The organism is Pseudomonas sp. NFPP04, from assembly GCF_900113815.1.
GTDB lineage: Bacteria > Pseudomonadota > Gammaproteobacteria > Pseudomonadales > Pseudomonadaceae > Aquipseudomonas > Aquipseudomonas extremorientalis.
Window position 1 is genome coordinate 24,465 of sequence record NZ_FOQS01000009.1, and the last position, 17,300, is coordinate 41,764.

The window sequence follows — 17,300 nt, forward strand, 5'->3', positions numbered from 1 at the left end:
GGCAAATGGATAGTTTCCGTATGGGGCGACCAAAGCCGACTGTTCCGGTGCCGTCGGGTCTGTATACTTGCCGCCTATTTGAGGAGCGCTCCATGGTCGAAGATGTAGAAATCAATCGCCTCTACTGGCACAGCCGTCGCGGCATGCTGGAGTTGGATGTGTTGCTGGTACCTTTCACCAAAGAGGTCTACGCGACGCTCAATCAAGTGGATCGCGACCTCTATGTGCGGCTGCTGACGTGCGAAGACCAGGACATGTTCGGCTGGTTCATGGAGCGCGCCGAGTCGCAAGACCCGGAGCTGCAGCGCATGGTCCGCATGATCCTGGATCGTGTCCAGCCCAAGTAATAGCTTTGAATGCCGCTGGCAGGCCTCGCGGCTGTTGCTGGCGGCGTACCTGCTTGCCCAGCTGTTTGCGCTGGGCGCCTTGATGTTTATGCAACTTCCTTTTTCGAGCCTGGGCATGCTGGTGTGCCTGGCGCACGCCGCCTGGGTTTTGCCGCGTTCTATCTTGCTGACTCACCGTTCGTCGATTCGTGGCCTGCGACGCGATGAAGATGGTTGGCAGCTATGGAGCGCCGCACGGGGCTGGCACGCCGTGCAATTGCGTCCCGACAGCCTGGCGTTGCCGTTGATCGTGGTGCTGCGTTATCGGGTGCAGGGCGAATGGCGGGTACGTTCAGCCTGTGTGCCCAGGGACGCGCAGGCCGCCGATGTGCATCGGCGCCTGCGTGTGCGCCTGAAGTTCAGCCGCCGTAGGTGGTTGGCACCAGGATAGTGTCGCGGGCCTCGGGCAGCATCTGCGGGTAGTCGAGGGTGTAATGCAGGCCCCGGCTCTCCTTGCGTTCCATGGCCGAGCGGATCATCAGTTCGGCGACCTGGGCCAGGTTGCGCAGCTCGATCAGGTCGCGGCTGACTTTGTAGTTGCTGTAGAACTCATCGATCTCGTCCAGCAGCAGCCGCACCCGGTGCTGCGCCCGTTGCAGGCGCTTGTTGGTGCGCACGATCCCCACGTAGTCCCACATGAAACGGCGCAGCTCGTCCCAGTTGTGCGCGATGATCACATCTTCGTCCGAGTCGGTCACCTGGCTGGCGTCCCAGCGGGGCAGGGCGGCGGGCACCGGAATGCGCGGCAGTTGTTCAAGGATGTCCGCCGCTGCAGAGCGCGCATAGACGAAGCATTCGAGCAGCGAGTTGCTGGCCATGCGGTTGGCACCGTGCAGGCCGGTGAAGCTGGTTTCGCCAATCGCATAAAGGCCGGGTACGTCGGTACGTCCGTGCTGGTCGACCATCACGCCGCCGCAAGTGTAGTGCGCGGCCGGTACTACGGGGATTGGGCCTTTGGTGATGTCGATATTGAAGGCCAGGCAGCGCTCGTAGACGGTGGGGAAGTGGATCTTGATGAAGGCTTCGGGCTTGTGGCTGATGTCGAGATACACGCAGTCGATGCCCAGGCGCTTCATTTCATGGTCGATCGCGCGGGCGACGATATCGCGCGGGGCCAGCTCGGCACGGGGGTCGAAACGCTGCATGAAACGCTCGCCATTGGGCAGTTTCAGGTGAGCGCCTTCGCCACGCAGCGCTTCGGTGATCAGGAAACTCTTGGCCTGTGGGTGATACAGGCAGGTGGGGTGGAACTGGTTGAATTCCAGGTTGGCCACCCGGCAGCCGGAGCGCCAGGCCATGGCGATGCCATCACCGCAGGCGCCATCGGGGTTGCTGGTATAGAGGTAGACTTTGGCCGCGCCACCGGAGGCGAGGATGGTGAAGCGTGCGCCGTAGGTGTCCACCTCGCCGCTGCCGCGATTGAGCACGTAGGCGCCGAGGCAGCGCTCGCCGTCCAGGCCCAGGCGTTTTTCGGTGATCAGGTCGACGGCGACGCGTTGCTCCAGCAATTCGATGTTGGGGCGTTGGCGGGCCTGGTCGAGGAGTGTCCTGAAAATAGCCGCGCCGGTGGCATCGGCGGCATGGATGATGCGGCGGTGACTGTGGCCGCCCTCGCGGGTCAGGTGGAACTCGAAACCACCGTCGTCGCTGCCTGCGTGTTCATCGCGGGTAAAGGGGACGCCCTGGTCTATCAGCCATTGGATGGCCTCGCGGCTGTGCTCGACGGTGAAACGCACCGCTTCTTCATTGCACAGGCCGCCGCCAGCGTTGAGGGTGTCTTCGACGTGGGATTGCACGGTGTCGGTGTCGTCCAGCACCGCGGCGACACCGCCCTGGGCCCAGAACGTAGAGCCGTTGGCCAGGTCGCCTTTGCTCAGAACCGCAATGCGCAGGTGGCTGGGAAGGGTCAGCGCAAGGCTCAAGCCGGCCGCGCCGCTGCCGATCACCAGGACATCGTGTTGAAACTGTTGGCTCATTTGAAGGATTCCGCAAAAAGCGATCCGAAGAGGTGGCGCAAACAGGACGCCTGGATCGGCGAATCAAAGGGTCACACGGGCTACTAGTATATAGAGGGGTGGAGCGGCACAATAGCCGGGCATTCGTGGCAATGTGAGATTACGGTGCACGGCTCGGGTAAAATCAGCTGGTTATTGAGGCGGGAACTTTTTGCATGGCCCCCGACTCAATAGCAGGTTGCCCGAAAGCTGGGAAAACGTTGAGTTTATTGGCCCGTCGGGAGCATTGGACGCGTCAGAAAACCGACGACAAGATTATTCGCGCAGTCGGCGTTGCCCGTGCTGCGTTTTTCGTGTGTGCCAAATCAGTGCGTGCCGGAAACTTGCTTGAAGGGGGAGAACTTTTGCGAAAAGACCGAGTCTATGTTTGCAAGCCTGATCGTTTAGTTATGCAAGCCTCCTTCAAGTACTACGAGGAGTGTTCATGCTAACCCAGGAAGAGGATCAGCAGCTGGTCGAGCGCGTTCAACGCGGCGACAAGCGAGCTTTTGATCTGCTAGTGCTGAAATACCAGCACAAAATTCTCGGGTTGATCGTGCGGTTTGTGCACGACACCCATGAAGCGCAGGACGTTGCACAGGAAGCCTTTATCAAGGCGTACCGTGCACTTGGTAACTTTCGCGGTGATAGTGCGTTTTACACGTGGCTATACCGAATCGCCATCAACACGGCGAAGAACTATCTGGTGTCTCGCGGACGCCGCCCACCGGATAGCGATGTAAGTTCAGAAGATGCGGAATTTTACGATGGTGATCACGGCCTCAAGGATCTCGAGTCGCCGGAGCGTGCATTGCTGCGCGACGAGATCGAAGGCACCGTTCATCGCACAATTCAGCAACTGCCAGAAGATTTGCGTACGGCGTTAACTTTACGTGAATTCGATGGTCTGAGTTACGAAGACATTGCGAGCGTCATGCAGTGTCCGGTGGGGACTGTAAGGTCGCGGATTTTCCGGGCCCGGGAAGCCATCGATAAAGCCTTGCAACCGTTGTTGCAAGAGAACTAAAGACAGCGGCGACAGCCAAGAGAGGAACCGCCATGAGTCGTGATGCCCTGCAGGAATCGCTGTCCGCAGTGATGGATAACGAAGCGGATGAACTGGAACTTCGTCGAGTGCTCAACGCATTTGATGACGCCGAAACCCGTGATACCTGGTCTCGTTACCAAGTCGCTCGGGCGGTGATGCACAAGGATCTTCTAATCCCTCGTCTGGATATTGCTGCGGCCGTTTCTGCTGCACTGGCTGATGAAGCCGTTCCGGCAAAGGCTGCTCGTGGTCCATGGCGTAGCCTGGGTCGCCTGGCGGTTGCTGCCTCGGTGACTGTCGCCGTGCTGGCGGGTGTTCGCCTGTACAACCAGGACGAGATCGCCGGTGCCGAACTGGCTCAGCAGACCCAGCAGCCGGTAATGGCGGGTCCGCAGGTCAAAGGCCCAGCGGTGTTGGCCGGCTACAAGGAAAGCGCTGACACCACCGGCCCGATGGCCAACGGTGTACTGCAAGGGCAATCCGGTTGGCAAGACCAGCGTCTTCCAGGCTACCTGCGCCAACACGCACAGGAATCGGCTCTGAAGGGCACTGAAAGCGCTCTGCCTTATGCTCGTGCAGCAAGCCTGGAAAACCGCTAATCCGTAAGGAGCTCTATGCGAGCCATACCGCTCCTTACGCTTTTGCTCAGTGGTTGGTTTGCACTCCCCGCCCACGCCGATGAAGCCCAAGACTGGCTGACTCGACTTGGGCGTGCAGAGCAACAGCAAAGCTTTCAAGGTACGTTCGTCTACGAACGCAACGGCAGTTTTTCTACCCATGACATCTGGCATCGTGTCCAGGACGGTCAGGTCCGTGAGCGGCTCTTGCAGCTCGATGGTTCTGCCCAGGAAGTCGTGCGGTTGAATGGCCGGACGCAATGCGTCAGCGGCACTCTTGTCGCAGGCCTTGGCAATTCGCGTGATGCACCATCACGTGCGCTTGATCCGCAAAAACTCAATCAATTCTACGAACTGGCCGTCATTGGCAAGTCCCGCGTGGCCGGTCGAAATGCGGTCATCGTATCGATCACGCCGCGTGACCAGTACCGTTATGGCTTTGAACTGCACCTGGATCGGGAAACCGCGCTGCCGCTCAAGTCCCTGTTGCTCAATGATCAAGGGCAATTGCTGGAGCGCTTCCAGTTCACGCGGTTGAATACTTCCGTCGTGCCTGATGACCGGGAACTGCAACCCAGCAACGACTGCACACCTATCGCCGTCGTTAATAGCAAAGCGCCCGAGGTGCAATCCACCGAGACTTGGCATATGGAATGGTTGCCACCGGGTTTTCAATTGACCAACACCAGTGCCCGCAAAGATACCCAAACCAAGGCGACCGTCGACAGCCTGATGTATGAAGACGGGCTGGCGCGGTTCTCGGTATTCCTGGAGCCGATCAGCGATGCAAGCATGACGGAGACCCGCACTCAGTTGGGCCCTACAGTCGCGGTATCGCGTCGGCTGAATACGGTAGACGGTGAGATGATGGTAACGGTGGTGGGTGAAATACCCATCGGCACCGCAGAGCGTATCGCCCTGTCGGTGCGCGGTGAAAAAAAGCCAGCTGCCCAACCGTGAGTCGTTAATCCTATGTTCATCCTGACGTTTCACTGTATTCCCATGCCAGGTTGGCTGCCGAGAGCATGAAATGTCTGGATCAGCATTTTCACTTGCAAAAATCCCCCATGTTTTTTATAGGTCAGGGCTTGTCGGCTCTGGCCTTGTTTTATTCGCGGAACAAAGATGTCGGTCGCGGTTTCCGGCGTTTCTTGAACCCTGTCGCTCAACCCTGCTCGTCGTAACGGGAGCTGTATGTCGATACCACGTTTGAAGTCTTACCTATCCATAGTCGCCACGGTGTTGGTGCTGGGTCAGGCCCTGCCTGCGCAAGCAGTCGAGCTGCCTGACTTCACCCAATTGGTCGAGCAAGCCTCACCTGCCGTGGTGAACATCAGTACCACGCAGAAACTGCCGGATCGCAAAGTCTCCAACCAGCAGATGCCGGACCTGGAAGGCCTGCCGCCGATGCTGCGCGAGTTCTTCGAGCGCGGCATGCCGCAACAGCGCGCACCCCGTGGTGGCGGTGGTCAGCGCGAGGCCCAGTCCCTGGGCTCGGGTTTCATCATTTCGTCGGACGGCTACATCCTTACCAACAACCACGTGATTGCCGACGCTGACGAGATTCTCGTGCGCCTGGCCGATCGCAGTGAGCTGAAAGCCAAGCTCGTCGGTACCGACCCACGTTCCGACGTGGCCTTGCTGAAGATCGACGGCAAGGACCTGCCTGTGCTCAAGCTGGGCAAATCCCAGGACCTGAAAGCCGGCCAGTGGGTGGTCGCCATCGGCTCGCCGTTTGGTTTTGACCATACCGTGACCCAAGGCATCGTCAGCGCCATCGGCCGCAGCCTGCCGAACGAAAACTACGTACCGTTCATCCAGACCGACGTGCCGATCAACCCGGGTAACTCCGGTGGTCCGCTGTTCAACCTGGCGGGCGAAGTGGTCGGCATCAACTCGCAGATCTACACCCGTTCCGGTGGCTTCATGGGGGTGTCGTTCGCGATTCCGATCGACGTGGCCATGGACGTTTCCAACCAACTGAAAAGCGGTGGCAAGGTCAGCCGCGGCTGGTTGGGCGTAGTGATCCAGGAAGTGAATAAAGACCTGGCTGAGTCCTTCGGCCTCGACAAGCCGGCCGGCGCACTGGTTGCACAGATCCAGGACGACGGCCCGGCTGCCAAAGGCGGCCTGCAAGTTGGCGATGTGATCCTGAGCATGAACGGCCAGCCAATCGTCATGTCGGCCGACCTGCCGCATCTCGTAGGTGCGCTCAAGGCGGGTAGCAAAGCCAAGCTGGAAGTGATCCGCGAAGGCAAGCGCCAGACTGTTGAGCTGACCGTGGGCGCAATCCCTGAAGAAGGCGCCACCCTGGATGCCCTGGGCAATACCAAGCCGGGCGCCGAGCGCAGCAGCAACCGCCTGGGCATCGCCGTGGCCGAGCTGACCGCTGAGCAGAAAAAGAGCTTTGACCTCAAGAGCGGCGTCGTGATCAAGGAAGTGCAGGATGGCCCGGCGTCTCTGATCGGCCTACAGCCGGGTGACGTCATCACCCACCTGAACAACCAGGCGATCGAGACCACCAAGCAGTTCACCGACATCGCCAAGGCGTTGCCAAAGAACCGCTCGGTGTCGATGCGTGTGTTGCGTCAGGGCCGCGCCAGCTTCATTACCTTCAAACTGGCTGAGTAAGTCGGTAATAACAAAAAGCCCCGCCTTCGTTTAACGAGGGCGGGGCTTTTTTGTGCCTGATCGGTTTAGCTCATCATCCCTTTGACCAGGCGTTCCTGTTCGATCAACTCACGCTGGCGTGCATCGATGCGCGACGACAGCGGGAAGTTGCTGCCGGCGCGACGCTTGGCAAAATCCAATTGCTGGATGGCCTGCTGGAAATCACCGACCAGCGCAAAGTACTCGGCGCGGGCCTGATGCAAACCGATGATGTTGCCCGACAAACCGCGTGTCTCAGCGACCTGGTACCACACGTCCGGGTCATCCGGGCGAGACTTGAGCAAACCGTCCAGTGCCTTTTCTGCATCCGCCGTGCGGTTCTGCTTGAGCAGCAGGTCCACGCGCACCTGATTCAACGGATAGTTGCCTGGGTACTGGGTGAGCATCCGATCCGTGCGTTGCTGGGCATCCGGCAGGCGGCTGTTGTCGATGTCCAGCTGGATCTGCGCCAGGTTGTAGGTGATGTCGTTGGGCGCCTTGGCCAGTAGCGGCGAGAGGTTTTCCCGAGCCTGCTTGAATTGAGAGCCTTTGATCTGGGCGATAGCCAAGCCGTAGCGCGCCACATCGTTCTTCGGGTTTTCGTCCAGCTGCGCCTGGAAGCGCTTGGCGGCGAGGCCAGGGGTGTCTTCGTATTGCAATTGCACCCGCGCGCGGATGAGCTGATAACGCAGGCTGTCTTCCTTGCCGCCAGGCTTGGATTGCTCGGCGCGGTTGCGGGTGTCGGCGATCCGCGATTCGGTGACCGGGTGCGTCAACAGGAACTCCGGCGGTTTGGCGTCGAAGCGGTATTGGCGCATCAGGCGTTCGAACATGGTCGGCATGGAGCGCGGGTCATATCCGGCTTTTTCCAGGTTGAGGATGCCGATACGGTCTGCCTCTTGTTCGTTCTGGCGAGAGAACCGACGTTGTTCCTGGATCGCCGCGGCCTGGGTGCCGGCAATCGCGGCAATGCCTGCATCGCCTGCACCCGCCGCAGCAGCAATGATGCCGCCGAGCAGGGCGGCCATCATCGGAATCTGCATGCGCTGTTGCGCTTCAACGCCACGGGCGAAGTGGCGTTGGGACAAATGCGCCAGTTCGTGAGCCAGTACCGAGGCATATTCCCCTTCGGTCTGGGCGTTGAGGAACAGGCCGCCGTTGACCCCGACGATGCCACCCGGTGCGGCAAAAGCGTTCAGTTGCGGGCTGTTGATCAGGATGAATTCCAGCCGCCGGTCATTGACCTGGCTGGTCTCCACCAGCTTGTACACGCTGGTTTCGACGTAGTCCTTGAGCTGCGGGTCGTTGAGTTGCGAGACCTGGCCCCGCAGGTAGGCCAGCCACGCGCGGCCCAGTTGGTATTCCTGTTGCGGCGAGACAATGGCAGAACTGGCGTCGCCAAGTGACGGCAGGTCGTCGGCGAAGCCTGGGGAGGCCAGCAGGCAAGCCAGCGTCAGCAGGGTGGGGCGCAAAAAAGTCATGCACAGAGCCTTTCGACAAAGAGCTTACTGTAGCCGGACACTGAGCTTCGGACCAGATATTCTAAGCACTCTCAACGCTTGCCCGGAGTAAACCATGACCAACGCTGTAGCCTTTGATGCCGAACTCGATGCCAGCGGCCTCAATTGCCCGCTGCCTTTGCTCAAGGCCAAGCTGGAACTCAACCGTCTGAGCAGTGGCGCAGTGCTCAAGGTGATCGCTACGGACGCCGGCTCCCAGCGTGATTTCCGTACGTTTGCCAAGCTGGCCGGCCACACGCTGCTGCATGAAGAAGACGCCGCCGGTGTGTACCGTTACTGGTTGCGCAAGGCCTGAATCGTTTGCCCTATCACCCGAGGTTGATTGATGTTCAAAGTGTTACGAGACTGGATCCAGCGCTACTTCTCCGATGAGGAGGCGGTGGTGCTGGCAGTCCTGCTGTTTCTGGCCTTTACGGCCGTACTCACCTTGGGCGGCATGCTGGCGCCGGTATTGGCGGGGATGGTGCTGGCTTACCTGATGCAGGGCCTGGTCACTACGCTAGAGCGCCTGCACCTGCCGGGTGGGGCGGCGGTAGGGCTGGTGTTCGCCTTGTTCATGAGCTTGTTGGTGCTGTTTATCGTGGTGGTATTGCCGTTGCTATGGCATCAGTTGATCACCCTGTTCAATGAACTGCCCGGCATGCTCGCCAAGTGGCAGTCGCTGTTGCTGTTGTTGCCGGAGCGCTACCCGCATTTGGTGTCGGACGAACAGGTGCTGCAAGCCATCGAAGTGGCGCGCGGCGAGATCGGAAAGTTCGGGCAATGGGCGCTGACCTTTTCTCTGTCCAGCCTGCCGCTGCTGGTCAACATCATGATCTACCTGGTGCTGGTGCCGATCCTGGTGTTCTTCTTCCTCAAGGACCGCGCCATGATCGGTCGCTGGGTGCGAGGCTACCTGCCGCGCGAGCGCGCGCTGATCACCCGGGTGGCGGAGGAAATGAACCGGCAGATCGCCAACTACATTCGCGGCAAGGTCATCGAGATCATTATCTGCGGGGGCGTGACCTACATCGCCTTCATCGCCCTGGACCTGAACTACGCAGCCTTGTTGGCCTTGCTGGTGGGGATTTCGGTGGTGGTGCCCTACGTCGGCGCCGTGGTGGTGACGGTGCCCGTGACCTTGATCGCCTTGTTCCAGTGGGGCTGGAGCGACCAGTTCATCTACCTGATGGCGGTTTACGGGATTATCCAGACCCTGGATGGCAATGTGCTGGTGCCGCTGTTGTTCTCAGAGGCAGTCAACCTGCACCCGGTGGCGATCATCTGCGCGGTGCTGTTGTTCGGTGGGTTATGGGGATTCTGGGGCGTGTTTTTTGCGATCCCGCTGGCAACGCTGTTCAAGGCGGTGCTGGACGCGTGGCCGCGGCAGGAGCCTGTCGTGGCGCCGCTTCTGTAGTGAGCGGGACAAGCCCGCTCATACAAAAGTCTGCTGCGTCTCAGGCTTTGTTCAAGGCCTGCGCCGCCGCCAGCACGGCATCCACATGGCCCGGCACCTTCACACCACGCCATTCCTGGCGCAGCACGCCATCCTTGTCGATCAGGAAGGTGCTGCGATCCACGCCGAGGTATTCCTTGCCGTACAGCTTCTTCAACTTGATCACATCAAACAGCTGGCAAACCGCTTCATCCTTGTCACTGATCAGCTCGAAGGGAAACTCCTGTTTGCCCTTGAAGTTCTCGTGGGACTTCACGCTGTCACGCGACACGCCAAACACCTCGGTATTGGCCGCCTTGAACGCTGCGTACTGATCACGAAAGCCCTGGCCTTCGGTGGTGCAGCCCGGCGTGCTGTCCTTCGGGTAGAAGTAGATCACCACTTGCCTGCCCTTGAGGGCGGCGAGGCTGAAGGTCTGGCCGCTGGTGGCCTGGGCTTCGAAATCGGCTACGGGTTTGTCGATGACTACCGCCATGAAAACTTCCTTACATTGGGTTCTGTGGGCGCCATGGCTCGATCAAGGCGTCGAGGTTCAAGGCATCGGCGAAATCCAGGAACTGGTCGCGCAACCAGCTGATCTGCACGCCGGCCGGCAGGGTCACGGTAAACGTGGCGTTCAGCATGGTGCCGCCGGTTTGCGGGGCCTGGTAGGTGTCGCAGGTCAGGTTCTCCAGCTCGACGTTGTGGTCGATGAAGAACTGGCACAGCTCATTGACGATGTCCGAGCGGTAGGCGGAGCTGACGTAAGCCACATACGGCAGGGCCTGGGGACGATTCTCCAGGGCTGCGCTGCGCACCACGTTGACGGTGAAGTCATGCTTCTTGGCCAGGCCTGGCAGGCCGGTCTCCAGGCGCGCCAGGGCATCCCAGGTGCCGGAGATCTGCAGGACCAGCGCGCTGCACTCGCCGTGGCGGGTCAGGCGGGAGGTCACGACGGCGCAGCGGTTTTCATGGCTGGCGCGGCACAGGACGTTGGTCAGCTCCATGGGGTTGGCGCCGAGGGCACTGATAACAAGGAATTGTTCGCGAACTGTGGGGGTGGACATGCAGCCTTCCTAAAACGATGAGCGGTCGATACCGTGTGGGCTGTATCGATCAAAGGATGAAGGGTAGCGAAAACCGTCGCCAAGGGATAGGAGGTGGCGTTTTCATTGCGTGATCAGTCCGATTTCAGCGTGCTTCAGGGCATGCTTTCGTCCAATGATGGCATTGCCCGTCGTTTAGTTGCGGCAGAACGCATCCTCAGGCGGTACTTCGCTTGTGCAAGCATCTTGGCGCCAGTACCATTACGGCTCTCTTTTTCCGGCAGGAGCGGTTGCATGATTGCGGGCAGTATGGTGGCACTGGTCACACCCATGGATGCACAAGGTCATCTCGACTGGGACAGCCTGGGCAAACTGGTGGACTTCCACCTGCAAGAAGGCACCAATGCCATCGTGGCGGTCGGCACCACCGGTGAATCGGCTACCCTCGACGTGGAAGAACATATCCAGGTCATCGAATTCGTGGTCAAGCGTGTTGCCGGCCGTATTGCCGTGATCGCCGGTACGGGCGCCAACTCGACGCGTGAAGCCATCGAGCTGACCAAAAACGCCAAGAAGGCCGGCGCCGACGCCTGCCTGCTGGTGACCCCGTACTACAACAAGCCGACCCAGGAAGGCCTGTACCAGCATTTCCGCGCCATTGCCGAAGCGGTCGATATCCCGCAGATCCTCTATAACGTACCGGGTCGCACCGCGTGCGACATGAAGGCCGAGACCGTGATCCGCCTGTCGACCGTGCCGAACATCATCGGTATCAAGGAAGCCACCGGTGACCTGCAGCGCGCCAAGGACATCCTGGCCGGCGTGAGCAGCGATTTCCTGGTGTATTCCGGTGACGACGCCACCGCTGTCGAGCTGATCCTGCTGGGCGGCAAGGGCAACATCTCCGTGACCGCCAACGTGGCCCCCCGCGCCATGAGCGAAATGTGTGCCGCCGCCATCGCAGGCGACGCCGTGACCGCCCGCGCGATCCACGAGAAGCTGATGCCGCTCAACAAGACACTGTTTATCGAATCCAACCCTATTCCCGTGAAATGGGCACTGACTGAAATGGGCATGATGCCGGGCGGTATACGTCTGCCGCTCACCCGTCTCAGCGAAGCCTGTCACGAACCGCTGCGACAGGCCCTGCGCCAGTCCGGCGTCCTGGTTTAATTGAGGAAGCACTACGCATGAAGCGATTGGCCGGACTTTCCGCACTTGCCTTGATTATCTCCAGCACCAGTGGCTGCGGTTGGATCTGGGGCCCGGAAGGCTACTTCCGTGACCGCGGCAGCGATTACCTGGAAGCACAACCCACCAAACCGATGGAATTGCCGCCGGGCGTCAACGTCGCCAAGCGCCTTGACCCGTTGCTGCCGATCCCGCGCAACGTCGCCGACGACACCACCAAGGGTGAATACGTGGTGCCGCGTCCACAGCCGATCTCGGCGGTGGCGGATGCCAGCGACTACAGCCTGCAGAAGAGCGGCGACTCGCGCTGGATCGTGGCACAACGCCCACCTGCCGAAGTCTGGCCGGTGGCCGTGCAGTTCTTCCAGGACAACGGTTTCCGCCTGGACGAGCAGCGCCCGCAGACCGGTGAGTTCACCACCGCATGGCAGCAGGGCAGCGAGCTGTCCGCCACCATGGCCAAGCGCTTGCAGGCCGGTGGCGTAGCCGCCGACAGCGAAGCCCGCGTGCGTGTGCGCATCGAGCCAGGCGTACAGCGCAATACCAGTGAGGTCTACGTGGTCAGCGCCGAGCGCCCGGCCGGCAGCACCGCCAACGTTGACTTCACCAACCGCTCGGTTAACACCGGTGTCGACTCGGCGCTGGTCGACGAGATGCTGGCCAGCATGAGCCGTATCTCCGAGAAGGGTGGTTCGGTTTCCCTGCTCGCCGCCCGTGATTACGACACCCCGAGCCGCGTCAGCCTCACCGAAGACGGCAGCGGCAACGTGGTGCTGAACCTGGGTGAAGACCTCGACCGTGCATGGGCCAGTGTTGGCCGCGCGTTGGAGCAGGGCCCTTGGCGCGTTGAAGACATCAACCGCAGCCTGGGCCTGTACTACATCAACGTGGCGGAAAAGGCCGAGCGTAAAGACGACGAGCCTGGTTTCTTCGGCAAACTGTTCGGCAGCAAGCCGACCAAGGAAGAGATCGAGACCCGCGCCGAGCGTTACCAGGTTCGTTTGAGCAAGGTGGGCGACAGCGTGCAGGTCACCGTCGAGAAGAACATCAATACCGTTGCGCCAGCTGAAACAGCGCGCAAAGTGTTGGGCGTGATTCAGGACAACCTGGGCTGATCCGATGCGTTTTGCCGTTCTCGGCAGCGGTAGCCAAGGGAACGGCACGCTGGTCGCACATGACGACACGTATGTGCTGGTGGATTGTGGTTTCTCGTTAAAAGAAACCGAGCGGCGCCTGCTGCGTCTGGGGGTTCACCCCGCGCAGCTGAGCGCGATTCTGGTAACCCACGAACATGCCGACCACGTGCATGGCGTGGGTTTGCTGTCTCGGCGCTACAATCTCCCGGTGTACCTCAGTCGCGGCACCTTGCGCGGGATGCGCAAACCCATTGAACCCGCAGGTTTCCTGGCCGGTGGCGAGCAGTTGCAAATCGGCGCCTTGAGCATCGACGTGATTGCCGTGGCGCATGACGCCCAGGAGCCGACGCAGTATGTCTTCAGTGACGGTGAGCGGCGCTTCGGCGTACTGACCGACCTGGGCTCCTACTGCGCCAAGGTGCTGGACGGCTACCGGAATCTCGATGCCTTGATGATCGAGTCCAACCATTGCCGAGACCTGCTGGCCCGTGGTCATTACCCCTACTTCCTCAAGCAGCGGGTGGGCGGCGAACTGGGACATTTGAACAACCACCAGGCGGCGTACCTGGTGTATGAGTTGGGCTGGCAAGACTTGCAACACCTGGTCCTGGCCCACCTGAGCAGCAAGAACAACCTGCCGCAGCTGGCCCGGCAATGTTTTGTCGACACCCTCGGGTGCGACCCGGACTGGCTGCAACTGGCCGATCAAGATTCAGGGCTCGACTGGCGACACATCGCCTAGCCCACCATTTAGCAAGCGGAGCCCATCATGGAAAAACGTGAAGAACTCTACCGCGGCAAAGCCAAGTCGGTGTACAAGACCGACGACGCCAACCGCCTGATCCTGCTGTTTCGCAACGACACCTCGGCGTTCGACGGCAAACGCATCGAACAACTTGATCGCAAAGGCATGGTGAACAACAAGTTCAACGCCTTCATCATGCAGAAGCTCGAAGCGGCCGGCATCCCGACCCAATTCGACAAACTGCTGGGCGACAACGAGTGCCTGGTCAAGAAGCTCGACATGATCCCGGTTGAATGCGTCGTGCGTAACTACGCCGCCGGCAGCCTGGTCAAGCGCCTGGGCGTGGAAGAGGGCCTCAAGCTCAACCCGTACACCTTCGAACTGTTCCTGAAGGACGACGCCAAGGGCGACCCGTTCATCAACGAATCCCACGTCGTGGCATTCGGCTGGGGTACCGCTGAGCAACTGGCGCGCATGAAGGAGCTGTCCCTCAAGGTCAACGACGTGCTGAGCAAGCTGTTCGACGACGCCGGCCTGCTGCTGGTGGACTTCAAGCTCGAGTTCGGCGTGTTCCACGACGGCTCCATCGTCCTGGGCGACGAATTCAGTCCGGACGGCTGCCGCCTGTGGGACAAGGACACCAAGAAGAAGATGGACAAAGACCGCTTCCGCCAGGGCCTCGGTGACGTGATCGAAGCCTACGAAGAAGTCGCCAATCGTCTCGGCGTACCGCTTTAATCGACGCAAGCATCTGATAGCACGGAAAAAAATCGCTTCGGCGCTTTGCATCCACGAATCATGCTGTTATGATGCGCGCCGTTGGAGAGATGCCAGAGTGGCCGAATGGGACGGATTCGAAATCCGTTGTACCTTCACCGGTACCTAGGGTTCGAATCCCTATCTCTCCGCCATTACATAGAAAAAGCCCCGTAGCCGAATAAGCTACGGGGTTTTTTCGTTTTGGAATGTAATCGTTCCTTCGCTGTAGCCAGCAAGCCTTCAAGCGTGACCCTGCTTCTTGCCCCTGGGCTTTGACGGCGGCTTTTTATCCGTCTCCTTCACCGTCTCCCTAGGCCTCTTCTTTGCCTCAGCCTCTGTCACGTACTCCCCTGTGACCGCATCACGATATCTAGCTGGCATATAACCTCCTTGGCAGTCTGTCGCCACGGCGGCGACTTTTTCAGGCTAGCCCAGGGGCCCGGGGGCACAAGATTCATTGTGCGAATTCTCATTACCAGGCTTTTCCATCGCTGTGACGGTCGTTGCGACATTGAAAATAAAAAAGCCTGCTGGGCTTAAGGCTCAGCAGGCTTTTTGGGTGGGCACTCTTCGCTCAGGCGGGTTGGGCCGCCAGGCTATTGCTTACATTCCGCCCCAGCACCAGCACGGTCATAAAACCGACGCCGACCAAGGCCGTGGCCAGGCTCAACAACACCGAGCTGCCCATCTGGTCGACGATCCGCCCGCCAAAGAACGAACCCAGGGCAATGATCACCTGGAACAAGGCGACGAACAGCGGCATGCCGCGTTCGACATCCTTGGGCGCGACCACGAACATCCAGATACTTGCACAGGCCGGGAAGGCGCCGAAGGCAAAGCCCCACAGGCCGATCAGCATCGCTGCGCCGGTCATGCCGGTGGCGAAGTAAGGGAAAAGGGCGGTGCTGGTGCCGATCATCAGTGCAACCAGCATCAAGGTGTGGCGTACGCTGCGGTTGGCGGCAAAACCGGCAAAAATATTTCCGAATACCCCAGCCACGCCAAAGAGCAGCAACAGTGAACCAATCGTTGGGCCGTCGAAACCGGAGCTGTATTTAAAGAACGGTGCGACATAGGTGTACGCAGCAAAGTGTGCCAACCCGATCAGCAATACCGCGATCAACCCGACCCGAGCCCGTGGGTTGATGAACAAGGCGGGCAGGTCGCGCACGAGAATGGCTTTCTCCGGGTCCAGCCGGGGCAGCAGGAGGACCTGCGCCAACAACACCGGGATACCCACCAGCGCGGTGACCAGGAACGTCATGCGCCAACCCATCAAGCCACTGAGCCAGGTACCGACCGGCACGCCCAGTACGGTGGCCAGGGTCACGCCCATCATGATGATCGAGGTGGCCTTGGCGACGTCCACACCCTTGGGCGCCAGGCGGCCGCTGAGGGCGATGGCCGTCGCCCAGAAGCCGCCGATACTGATGCCCAGCAAGACGCGGCCGAACAGCAGCAGGCTGAAGTCACTGGCGAACGCCACGACCATGTTGGCAATGATCATGATCAGCGTCAGGCCGATCAGCAGGTAGCGGCGGTCCATGGCGCCAATGATCACCGACAGCAATGGGGCGGCGAGGGCCGCCATGATGCCGGGCAGGGTCACCATCAGACCGGCGTGGCCGGCACTGATGCCGAGGTCGGCAGCGACGTCGTTGAGCACGCCCACCGGGAGAAACTCACTGGTGACCAGGGCGAAGGCACCGACGGCGACCGAGAGAATCGCCAGCCACTGCTGTTTGACGCTCTGTTGATTATGTTCGGGGAGGCCGCTGGGGGCTTGGCTGGCACTTGGCATGGTGTTGGGTTCCAGGGTGAATGTCGCCTGAAGCCAGGCGCGGGGGAGGGAAATTGGAGGCGATTATAGGAACCGGTACTGAAAATCGGGCAGGCGCTCGTTTCGATAGTAATCATCAGTGCTATCGATGCGACGCTCTGGCACGCACTGCATTACGAGGCAGCAGTCCGTGCGCAGGTGGGGCGTTGGCCGTACGGGGGAGGAAAGAGTGAAAGGCGTGCCGCGAACGCGGTTCATGGCACGCCGTAGGCTGCACTAATGCGTACTGGGTTCTTCCTCAACGCGAATGTTGAATGCCTCCAGCACACCGTCGCTTCTTCTTCTCAACTCGTAGGTCACGGTTTGCCCTTCGCGTAGCAACTGGCCTCCCCTGGCGAAGGACGGGCTGTGGAAGAAGATATCCTGGTCATCGTAGGTCGCTGTCTCGCTGCTGGTGGTGATTGCAGTCCGCGGAGCTTTACAGGGCATGGCCGTTCTCCTTTTTCAGTGCAACATAGCGACTTCAGTGAGGGCCTCAAACGTTGATCCGAAGGGGATCAGACCTGCACGGCCACTTCATCCGCCTGCATGCCCTTCTGACCTTGCACGGCTACGAAAGTGACTTTCTGCCCCTCTTTCAATTCTTTGTATCCATCCCCCTGAATCGCTCTGAAATGAACGAAAAGGTCAGGCCCGCTCTCCGGAGTAATGAACCCATACCCTTTTTCGCTGTTGAACCACTTCACCGTACCGTTTTGTCTTCCGCTCATTCTTCGTATCCTCGCAAACCCATGTCTCCCGCTGTACGCCGACACATTGCCGGTAGCGGTATGCCTAAGCAAAGTCCCGAAGCGGCCACCCGTCAACGCGTCGCAAGACCAGCGGTACTGTCATTCCTGACAGGTTCGCGGCTCGATCAATTGAGTGATACTGCGCAGTTTTACGGTGAAAATTTCTGAGGCCCGGGCACGCGTGCGTTCCAGCACCGGATCGCTGCCGCCTTCCGCCAGCAGAT

20 protein-coding genes and 1 tRNA gene are annotated in these 17,300 nt (G+C 60.1%); 13 read left to right on the top strand and 8 right to left on the bottom strand.

Annotated elements, in window-relative coordinates:
* The first annotated feature begins 92 nt into the window (after positions 1-92).
* Both BM017_RS19065 and BM017_RS19070 read left to right on the top strand, forming a co-directional pair.
* On the top strand, positions 93-347 hold the full coding sequence (locus BM017_RS19065; protein WP_071488932.1) for an FAD assembly factor SdhE: 255 nt from the start codon (positions 93-95) through the stop codon (positions 345-347).
* Positions 331-777, top strand: a complete 447-nt coding sequence (locus BM017_RS19070) for a protein YgfX (RefSeq protein ID WP_071488933.1) — start codon at positions 331-333, stop codon at positions 775-777. Before BM017_RS19065 ends, BM017_RS19070 begins: the two co-directional genes overlap by 17 nt.
* On the opposite strand, the gene nadB is transcribed toward BM017_RS19070, so the two are convergent.
* Positions 746-2,362: an L-aspartate oxidase gene (nadB, locus tag BM017_RS19075; protein WP_092247207.1), complete on the bottom strand. Its 1,617-nt coding sequence runs from the start codon at positions 2,360-2,362 to the stop codon at positions 746-748. The genes BM017_RS19070 and nadB overlap by 32 nt on opposite strands.
* A 463-nt stretch (positions 2,363-2,825) precedes the next feature.
* Here nadB and rpoE point away from each other — a divergent pair, with 463 nt between their 5' ends.
* From rpoE to BM017_RS19090, 3 genes are read left to right on the top strand one after another with little or no spacing between them, the layout of a single operon-like run.
* Positions 2,826-3,407 (top strand): RNA polymerase sigma factor RpoE/AlgU, encoded by a 582-nt coding sequence (gene rpoE, locus BM017_RS19080; protein ID WP_003172477.1) that lies wholly within the window; start codon positions 2,826-2,828, stop codon positions 3,405-3,407.
* A gap of 32 nt (positions 3,408-3,439) precedes the next feature.
* Positions 3,440-4,027: a sigma-E factor negative regulatory protein gene (locus BM017_RS19085; protein WP_071488935.1), complete on the top strand. Its 588-nt coding sequence runs from the start codon at positions 3,440-3,442 to the stop codon at positions 4,025-4,027.
* 15 nt (positions 4,028-4,042) lie between these two features.
* The gene (locus BM017_RS19090; RefSeq protein ID WP_092247210.1) at positions 4,043-5,005 is read left to right on the top strand and encodes a MucB/RseB C-terminal domain-containing protein; all 963 of its coding nucleotides are present in this window, start codon (positions 4,043-4,045) and stop codon (positions 5,003-5,005) included.
* 29 nt (positions 5,006-5,034) lie between these two features.
* Here BM017_RS19090 and BM017_RS28910 read toward each other — a convergent pair whose 3' ends face one another.
* Positions 5,035-5,214, bottom strand: coding sequence for a hypothetical protein (locus BM017_RS28910; protein ID WP_102592614.1), 180 nt, complete (start codon positions 5,212-5,214; stop codon positions 5,035-5,037).
* 25 nt (positions 5,215-5,239) lie between these two features.
* Here BM017_RS28910 and BM017_RS19095 point away from each other — a divergent pair, with 25 nt between their 5' ends.
* Positions 5,240-6,676 (top strand): DegQ family serine endoprotease, encoded by a 1,437-nt coding sequence (locus BM017_RS19095; protein ID WP_092247213.1) that lies wholly within the window; start codon positions 5,240-5,242, stop codon positions 6,674-6,676.
* A gap of 65 nt (positions 6,677-6,741) precedes the next feature.
* Here BM017_RS19095 and BM017_RS19100 read toward each other — a convergent pair whose 3' ends face one another.
* Positions 6,742-8,175 carry a M48 family metalloprotease gene (locus tag BM017_RS19100; RefSeq protein WP_092247216.1) on the bottom strand — a complete coding sequence of 478 codons (1,434 nt, stop codon included), beginning with the start codon at positions 8,173-8,175 and terminating at the stop codon, positions 6,742-6,744.
* 94 nt (positions 8,176-8,269) lie between these two features.
* On the opposite strand from BM017_RS19100, the gene BM017_RS19105 reads away from it, so the two are divergent.
* Both BM017_RS19105 and BM017_RS19110 read left to right on the top strand, forming a co-directional pair.
* Positions 8,270-8,509 carry a sulfurtransferase TusA family protein gene (locus BM017_RS19105; RefSeq protein WP_092247220.1) on the top strand — a complete coding sequence of 80 codons (240 nt, stop codon included), beginning with the start codon at positions 8,270-8,272 and terminating at the stop codon, positions 8,507-8,509.
* 30 nt (positions 8,510-8,539) lie between these two features.
* Positions 8,540-9,610 carry an AI-2E family transporter gene (locus tag BM017_RS19110; protein WP_092247223.1) on the top strand — a complete coding sequence of 357 codons (1,071 nt, stop codon included), beginning with the start codon at positions 8,540-8,542 and terminating at the stop codon, positions 9,608-9,610.
* Positions 9,611-9,650: 40 nt separating this feature from the next.
* Here the strand turns inward: BM017_RS19110 and BM017_RS19115 are convergent, their stop codons facing one another.
* Both BM017_RS19115 and BM017_RS19120 read right to left on the bottom strand, forming a co-directional pair.
* Entirely contained in the window at positions 9,651-10,124 is a 474-nt protein-coding gene (locus BM017_RS19115) for a peroxiredoxin (protein WP_071488941.1), read from the bottom strand.
* A 10-nt stretch (positions 10,125-10,134) separates the two neighbouring features.
* Positions 10,135-10,695, bottom strand: a complete 561-nt coding sequence (locus tag BM017_RS19120) for a glycine cleavage system transcriptional repressor (protein WP_003172487.1) — start codon at positions 10,693-10,695, stop codon at positions 10,135-10,137.
* A 273-nt stretch (positions 10,696-10,968) separates the two neighbouring features.
* Here BM017_RS19120 and dapA point away from each other — a divergent pair, with 273 nt between their 5' ends.
* The 5 genes from dapA (at position 10,969) to BM017_RS19145 (ending at position 14,657) form a co-directional block, all read left to right on the top strand.
* A complete protein-coding gene (gene dapA, locus BM017_RS19125) occupies positions 10,969-11,847 on the top strand; it encodes a 4-hydroxy-tetrahydrodipicolinate synthase (protein ID WP_092247226.1) in 879 nt (292 codons plus the stop codon).
* A gap of 17 nt (positions 11,848-11,864) precedes the next feature.
* Positions 11,865-12,980 carry an outer membrane protein assembly factor BamC gene (gene bamC, locus BM017_RS19130; protein WP_058425138.1) on the top strand — a complete coding sequence of 372 codons (1,116 nt, stop codon included), beginning with the start codon at positions 11,865-11,867 and terminating at the stop codon, positions 12,978-12,980.
* 4 nt (positions 12,981-12,984) lie between these two features.
* Complete coding sequence (locus tag BM017_RS19135; RefSeq protein WP_012722776.1) at positions 12,985-13,743, top strand: MBL fold metallo-hydrolase; 759 nt, start codon at positions 12,985-12,987, stop codon at positions 13,741-13,743.
* A 27-nt stretch (positions 13,744-13,770) separates the two neighbouring features.
* Positions 13,771-14,484 carry a phosphoribosylaminoimidazolesuccinocarboxamide synthase gene (gene purC / locus BM017_RS19140; RefSeq protein WP_010212191.1) on the top strand — a complete coding sequence of 238 codons (714 nt, stop codon included), beginning with the start codon at positions 13,771-13,773 and terminating at the stop codon, positions 14,482-14,484.
* Between the two features lie 83 nt (positions 14,485-14,567).
* Positions 14,568-14,657: transfer RNA gene (locus tag BM017_RS19145), tRNA-Ser, on the top strand.
* Positions 14,658-15,079: 422 nt separating this feature from the next.
* On the opposite strand, the gene BM017_RS19155 is transcribed toward BM017_RS19145, so the two are convergent.
* The 3 genes from BM017_RS19155 to BM017_RS19165 all read right to left on the bottom strand — a co-directional run bounded on the left by BM017_RS19155 (position 15,080) and on the right by BM017_RS19165 (position 17,055).
* Positions 15,080-16,306, bottom strand: coding sequence for an MFS transporter (locus tag BM017_RS19155; protein ID WP_071488945.1), 1,227 nt, complete (start codon positions 16,304-16,306; stop codon positions 15,080-15,082).
* A gap of 255 nt (positions 16,307-16,561) precedes the next feature.
* Complete coding sequence (locus tag BM017_RS19160) at positions 16,562-16,774, bottom strand: cold-shock protein (RefSeq protein ID WP_092247232.1); 213 nt, start codon at positions 16,772-16,774, stop codon at positions 16,562-16,564.
* Positions 16,775-16,842: 68 nt separating this feature from the next.
* Positions 16,843-17,055: a cold-shock protein gene (locus BM017_RS19165; RefSeq protein ID WP_092247236.1), complete on the bottom strand. Its 213-nt coding sequence runs from the start codon at positions 17,053-17,055 to the stop codon at positions 16,843-16,845.
* Between the last annotated feature and the right edge of the window lie 245 nt (positions 17,056-17,300).

What these genes read in the sequence shown, in the direction of transcription:
- BM017_RS19065 (WP_071488932.1), top strand. Translation starts at nt 93, where the DNA reads ATGGTCGAAGATGTAGAAATCAATCGCCTCTACTGGCACAGCCGTCGC.
- nadB (WP_092247207.1), bottom strand. Translation starts at nt 2,362, where the DNA reads ATGAGCCAACAGTTTCAACACGATGTCCTGGTGATCGGCAGCGGCGCG.
- rpoE (WP_003172477.1), top strand. Translation starts at nt 2,826, where the DNA reads ATGCTAACCCAGGAAGAGGATCAGCAGCTGGTCGAGCGCGTTCAACGC.
- BM017_RS19085 (WP_071488935.1), top strand. Translation starts at nt 3,440, where the DNA reads ATGAGTCGTGATGCCCTGCAGGAATCGCTGTCCGCAGTGATGGATAAC.
- BM017_RS19090 (WP_092247210.1), top strand. Translation starts at nt 4,043, where the DNA reads ATGCGAGCCATACCGCTCCTTACGCTTTTGCTCAGTGGTTGGTTTGCA.
- BM017_RS19095 (WP_092247213.1), top strand. Translation starts at nt 5,240, where the DNA reads ATGTCGATACCACGTTTGAAGTCTTACCTATCCATAGTCGCCACGGTG.
- BM017_RS19100 (WP_092247216.1), bottom strand. Translation starts at nt 8,175, where the DNA reads ATGACTTTTTTGCGCCCCACCCTGCTGACGCTGGCTTGCCTGCTGGCC.
- BM017_RS19105 (WP_092247220.1), top strand. Translation starts at nt 8,270, where the DNA reads ATGACCAACGCTGTAGCCTTTGATGCCGAACTCGATGCCAGCGGCCTC.
- BM017_RS19110 (WP_092247223.1), top strand. Translation starts at nt 8,540, where the DNA reads ATGTTCAAAGTGTTACGAGACTGGATCCAGCGCTACTTCTCCGATGAG.
- BM017_RS19115 (WP_071488941.1), bottom strand. Translation starts at nt 10,124, where the DNA reads ATGGCGGTAGTCATCGACAAACCCGTAGCCGATTTCGAAGCCCAGGCC.
- BM017_RS19120 (WP_003172487.1), bottom strand. Translation starts at nt 10,695, where the DNA reads ATGTCCACCCCCACAGTTCGCGAACAATTCCTTGTTATCAGTGCCCTC.
- dapA (WP_092247226.1), top strand. Translation starts at nt 10,969, where the DNA reads ATGATTGCGGGCAGTATGGTGGCACTGGTCACACCCATGGATGCACAA.
- bamC (WP_058425138.1), top strand. Translation starts at nt 11,865, where the DNA reads ATGAAGCGATTGGCCGGACTTTCCGCACTTGCCTTGATTATCTCCAGC.
- BM017_RS19135 (WP_012722776.1), top strand. Translation starts at nt 12,985, where the DNA reads ATGCGTTTTGCCGTTCTCGGCAGCGGTAGCCAAGGGAACGGCACGCTG.
- purC (WP_010212191.1), top strand. Translation starts at nt 13,771, where the DNA reads ATGGAAAAACGTGAAGAACTCTACCGCGGCAAAGCCAAGTCGGTGTAC.
- BM017_RS19155 (WP_071488945.1), bottom strand. Translation starts at nt 16,306, where the DNA reads ATGCCAAGTGCCAGCCAAGCCCCCAGCGGCCTCCCCGAACATAATCAA.
- BM017_RS19160 (WP_092247232.1), bottom strand. Translation starts at nt 16,774, where the DNA reads ATGCCCTGTAAAGCTCCGCGGACTGCAATCACCACCAGCAGCGAGACA.
- BM017_RS19165 (WP_092247236.1), bottom strand. Translation starts at nt 17,055, where the DNA reads ATGAGCGGAAGACAAAACGGTACGGTGAAGTGGTTCAACAGCGAAAAA.